This window comes from Corallococcus sp. CA054B (assembly GCF_003611625.1).
In the GTDB taxonomy this organism is placed as follows: domain Bacteria; phylum Myxococcota; class Myxococcia; order Myxococcales; family Myxococcaceae; genus Corallococcus; species Corallococcus coralloides.
Genome location: NZ_RAVY01000348.1, coordinates 1 through 4,274, shown reverse-complemented (window position 1 = coordinate 4,274; position 4,274 = coordinate 1). Strand labels below are relative to the sequence as shown.

The following is a 4,274-nucleotide window of genomic DNA, read 5'->3' as shown; positions in this document are numbered from 1 at the left end:
GAGGACGGCTCTCCTCCACGTCACCGGGCAGGGGAGGGGGCAGGTGCGAGCGGAACGCGGCGTCCGCCACCACCGGCACGCTGCGGCGGATGGTGCGCTCGATGTCGCGCAGGTACGCGCGCTCCTCGGAGTCGCAGAAGGACACGGCCTGGCCGCTGGCGCCCGCGCGGCCCGTGCGGCCGATGCGGTGCACGTACTGCTCCGGCACGTTGGGCAGGTCGTAGTTGAACACGTGCGACAGCCCGTCGATGTCGATGCCGCGCGCCGCGATGTCCGTGGCCACCAGCACCCGCAGGGTGCCGGCGCGGAACTCGTCCAGCGCGCGCTCGCGGGCGTTCTGGCTCTTGTTGCCGTGGATGGCGTCCGCGCGCACGCCCGCCGACGTCAGCTGCTTGGCCACGCGGTTGGCGCCGTGCTTCGTGCGCGTGAACACCAGCGCGCGCGGAATCGCCTTCGCGTCCTGGAGCAGGTGCGTGAGCAGCGCGCGCTTCTCCTCGCGCTCCACGAAGTACACCTGCTGGCTCACCGTGTCCGCGGTGCTGGACGCGGGCGACACCTCCACGCGCACCGGCTCCTTCAGGATGTTGCGCGCCAGATCCATGATGTCCGGCGGCAGCGTCGCGCTGAAGAACAGCGTCTGGCGCACCTGCGGCAGCACCTTGATGACCCGCCGCACGTCGTGGATGAACCCCATGTCCAGCATGCGGTCCGCCTCGTCCAGCACGAACACTTCCAGCGCGCGCAGGGTCACGAACCCCTGGTCGATGAGATCCAGCAGGCGCCCCGGCGTCGCCACCAGGATGTCCACGCCCTGGCGCAGCGCCTGGACCTGCGGATTCTGGCCCACGCCGCCGAACACCACCGCGTGGCGCAGGGGCAGGTTCTTGCCGTAGGTGGCGAAGCTGTCACTCACCTGGCTGGCCAGCTCGCGCGTGGGCGTCAGCACCAGGCAGCGCACCGGACGCGCGCCGCCCGCGGGCGCCTTCGCCGAAAGGCGCTGGAGGATGGGCAGCGCGAACGCCGCCGTCTTGCCCGTGCCCGTCTGGGCCACGCCCAACACGTCCTTGCCCGCAAGGGCATGGGGAATCGCCTTCGCCTGGATGGGCGTCGGCGTGGTGTAGCCCTCCGCCTTGACGGCCTTGAGGAGCGAATCAGTCAACTGCAGTTCGTCGAAAGTCATGAAATCCCGAATGAGGAGGGTCGGCGCACTCCCCCTCAAGCGGGGGACCGACCGCGCAGCGCGCCCTCCCGCGGTATTGCGGGGGCGCCTTGCGGTACGCGGTCAGGCCAATCAATGGCCCGAGGCACCTGCGAACGTCTTGGAACCCCTGTGCGTCCGGAACGATTCCCGGTGCCGCCCAGGGCTTGGGCCACACTGCCTGCAACGGGCGGCAATGTCCCGGGAAATCCTCCCCGCCCGCCTGCCCCCGGCCGCTGTGGAGATTTCGGACAGGGCTGTTGGCCGCCTGTCCCCATCGTCCACAACTCCCCAATCCAGGCGCCGACGGGCCCCTCTCTTGGCCCCCTCTCAAGCCGCCGGAATCATTGGAGTCCAAAGGAAGTGCCATGGGCCACCCCTGGGCAGGTCCTTGGAATGATTGGGAAATCCCCCGGCACCTGCCGCCTGGCATGACCGTTGCTAGCCTTTGCCGCGTCGCGCCGTACTGGCGCGGGCGGTGGACCCTGGTGAGGAGCGGGACTTGAAGCGGTGGCAGCGACAGACGGTGGGGATGGCCTGGGGGTTGGGGCTGTGCGTGGCTTCGCTGGCGTGTGCCCAGCAGCCGAAGGCGGGGACGGTGAAGGCCTCCGGGTTTTCCGCCCAGACGGTGGAGGAGAAGGCCCGCGCGCTGGCCGCGAAGCCGTACCAGGAGCCGCCCATCGGCGTGCCCCCGTCCTTCGAGAAGCTCACCTACGATCAGTACCGGGACATCCGCTTCCGCGACTCCGCGTCGCTGTGGCGTGAAGAGGCGCTGCCTTTCAGGGCACAGTTCTTCCACCCCGGTTTTTATTACACCCGTCCGGTGGGCGTGAACGTGGTGGAGGGCGGCAAGGCGCGCCCCGTGCCTTTCTCCACGGATCAGTTCACCTACGGCCCCCTGGTGGGCCATCCGCCCAAGGGCAAGGTGAACGGCTTCGCGGGCTTCCGCCTCAACGCGCCGCTCAACACGAAGGACTACTACGACGAGCTGGTGGTCTTCCTGGGCGCCAGCTACTTCCGCGCGCTGGGCAAGGGCAACCTGTATGGCCTGTCCGCGCGCGGGCTCGCCATCGACACGGCGCAGCCGGGGGGCGAGGAGTTCCCCACGTTCCGCGAGTTCTGGCTGGAGACGCCGGCGAAGGGCTCGGACACGGTGGTGGTCCACGCGCTGATGGACAGCCCCAGCGTCACGGGCGCGTATCGCTTCGCCATCCGCCCGGGTGAGCGGACCGTGATGGACGTGGAGTCCACGGTGTTCGCGCGCAAGGCGGTGCGCCAGCTGGGCGTGGCGCCGCTCACCAGCATGTTCCTCTTCGGAGAGAACGACCGGGGTGACTTCGACGACTTCCGCCCGGAGGTGCACGACTCCGACGGCATCTCCGTGTGGATGAAGAACGGCGAGAAGCTGTGGCGCCCCCTGAAGAACCCGAAGCAGATCCAGACGAGCAGCTTCCACACGGACGGGCTGTCGGGCTTCGGCCTGTTGCAGCGCGACCAGGCGTTCAGCAGCTACGAGGACCTGGAGGCTCACTCCGAGCGTCGTCCGGGCGCCTGGGTGGAGCCGGTGGGTGACTGGGGCTCGGGCTCCGTACGGCTCGTGGAGCTGCCCACCCGCGAGGAGATCCACGACAACATCGTGGCCTTCTGGGTGCCGGATGCACCGGTGCAGGCAGGTGCACACCTTCGCTTTTCCTACCGGCTGTCCTGGGGCTTTGCCCCCGAGGGCGCGAAGGCCGGAGGTGCCACCGTCGCGGCGACGCGTGTCGCGGCGGGCAGCAAGCCGGGGGCGCGTCGCTTCGTCCTCGATTTCACGAAGGCCAGCACGGAAGGCACCGGTCCCGTGGAGGCGGTCGTCACCGCTTCGCGCGGCCAGGTGCTGCACCCGCGCGCCGAGGTCCACGCCGTCACGGGTGGCTTCCGCGCGGCCTTCGAGCTCATGCCCGACGGAGAAGGCCCCGTCGAGCTGCGCTGCTTCTTGAAACGCGGTTCCGAGACCCTCACCGAGACCTGGAGCTACCTGTGGATTCCGTGACCACGCACCCGTTCATCTCCTTCGCTCCGGCGATGCCCCAGGAAGCCCGCGCGGACACCCGCGCCGCGCTGGTGAGCTTCTTCCAGGACTTCGGCTTCACCGGCCGCAACGACCTGGAGAAGCTGGCGGGCTGGGTCCTGGGCACGCGTGAAATGGCCTTGTCGCCGGAGGCCGCGCTGGCGCTCGCGCGGTGGCGGGTGGAGGGCTGGCTGGCGGAGGTGCTGGGGCCCGCGCACGTGGGGCCGTCGCTGATGGCGCGCGGCCGGGCCGCGTTCGTGCTGGTGGGCGGCGCGCGCTGGGGCGCGGACGTGCTGATGCGCGCTCCGTCCGCGCTGCCGGAGGCGTGGCGCCGCGCGGTGTGTGAAGCAGTGCCCATGTCCGCCCCGGCGGAGGTGCCCTGCCAGATGCGCGAGCAGGTGCTCGTGCTCAATCCCTTCATGGACATGCTGCGCCGCTGGCTGCGTCCCGCCGCCGGCCAGGCGGGCGTGTCGCCGTCGCGCTAGGCGCGGCACCTCACACACAGCGAAGCCGCACGGGAGCCCGGAGTCCGCATGAACGCCCAACCCTACACTCCGGCCCTGGCGCGCCCGCGCCGCGTGATGGTGCTGGGACTGGCGGCCCTGTCCACGGGGTTCGCCTGCGTGGAGATGCACCGGCTGCTCGCGGCCCACGGCACCACGGTGCCGGAGCTGTTCGTGCTGGGGCTGTTCGCGGTGTGCTTCGCGTGGATCGCCCTGTCGTTCTGGAGCGGCGTCGCGGGCTTCATCCAACTGGTGGCGAACCAGCGGGTGCCGGGGCTGCGCTGGCCCACGGAAGAGGAGGCCGCGCGGCCGCTCACGCGCCGCACCGCGGTGGTGATGCCCGTCTACAACGAGGACCCGGCCGCCGTGTTCGCGCACGTGCAGGCCACGTATGAGTCCATCGCCGCGACGGGGCAGCTGGACGCGTTCGACTTCTACGTGCTGAGCGACTCCACGCGGGCGGAGTCGTGGGTGGCGGAGGAGCTGGCGTGGTCGGAGCTGTGCCGCCGGGTGGGCGGGCAGG

The 4,274-nt window shown here is 70.5% G+C and carries 3 protein-coding genes and 1 pseudogene; 3 read left to right on the top strand and 1 reads right to left on the bottom strand.

The genetic code is table 11. The features are described 5' to 3' along the window. On the bottom strand, positions 1 to 1,180 hold a 1,180-nt coding region (locus D7V80_RS40335; protein WP_233586084.1), incomplete at its 3' end, for a DEAD/DEAH box helicase. Between the two features lie 550 nt (positions 1,181 to 1,730). Here D7V80_RS40335 and D7V80_RS40330 point away from each other — a divergent pair. From D7V80_RS40330 to D7V80_RS40320, 3 genes and pseudogenes are all read left to right on the top strand, one after another. Further along, a complete protein-coding gene (locus D7V80_RS40330; protein ID WP_370452641.1) occupies positions 1,731 to 3,230 on the top strand; it encodes a glucan biosynthesis protein in 1,500 nt (499 codons plus the stop codon). After that, complete coding sequence (locus D7V80_RS40325; protein WP_120593070.1) at positions 3,218 to 3,733, top strand: hypothetical protein; 516 nt, start codon at positions 3,218 to 3,220, stop codon at positions 3,731 to 3,733. Before D7V80_RS40330 ends, D7V80_RS40325 begins: the two co-directional genes overlap by 13 nt. Positions 3,734 to 3,781: 48 nt before the next feature. Beyond that, positions 3,782 to 4,274 (top strand): annotated as a pseudogene (locus D7V80_RS40320) (glucans biosynthesis glucosyltransferase MdoH); the annotation flags it as partial.

Excerpts from the sequence above, each read along its gene's own strand:
- D7V80_RS40330 (WP_370452641.1), top strand. The coding sequence starts at position 1,731 with ATGGCCTGGGGGTTGGGGCTGTGCGTGGCTTCGCTGGCGTGTGCCCAG.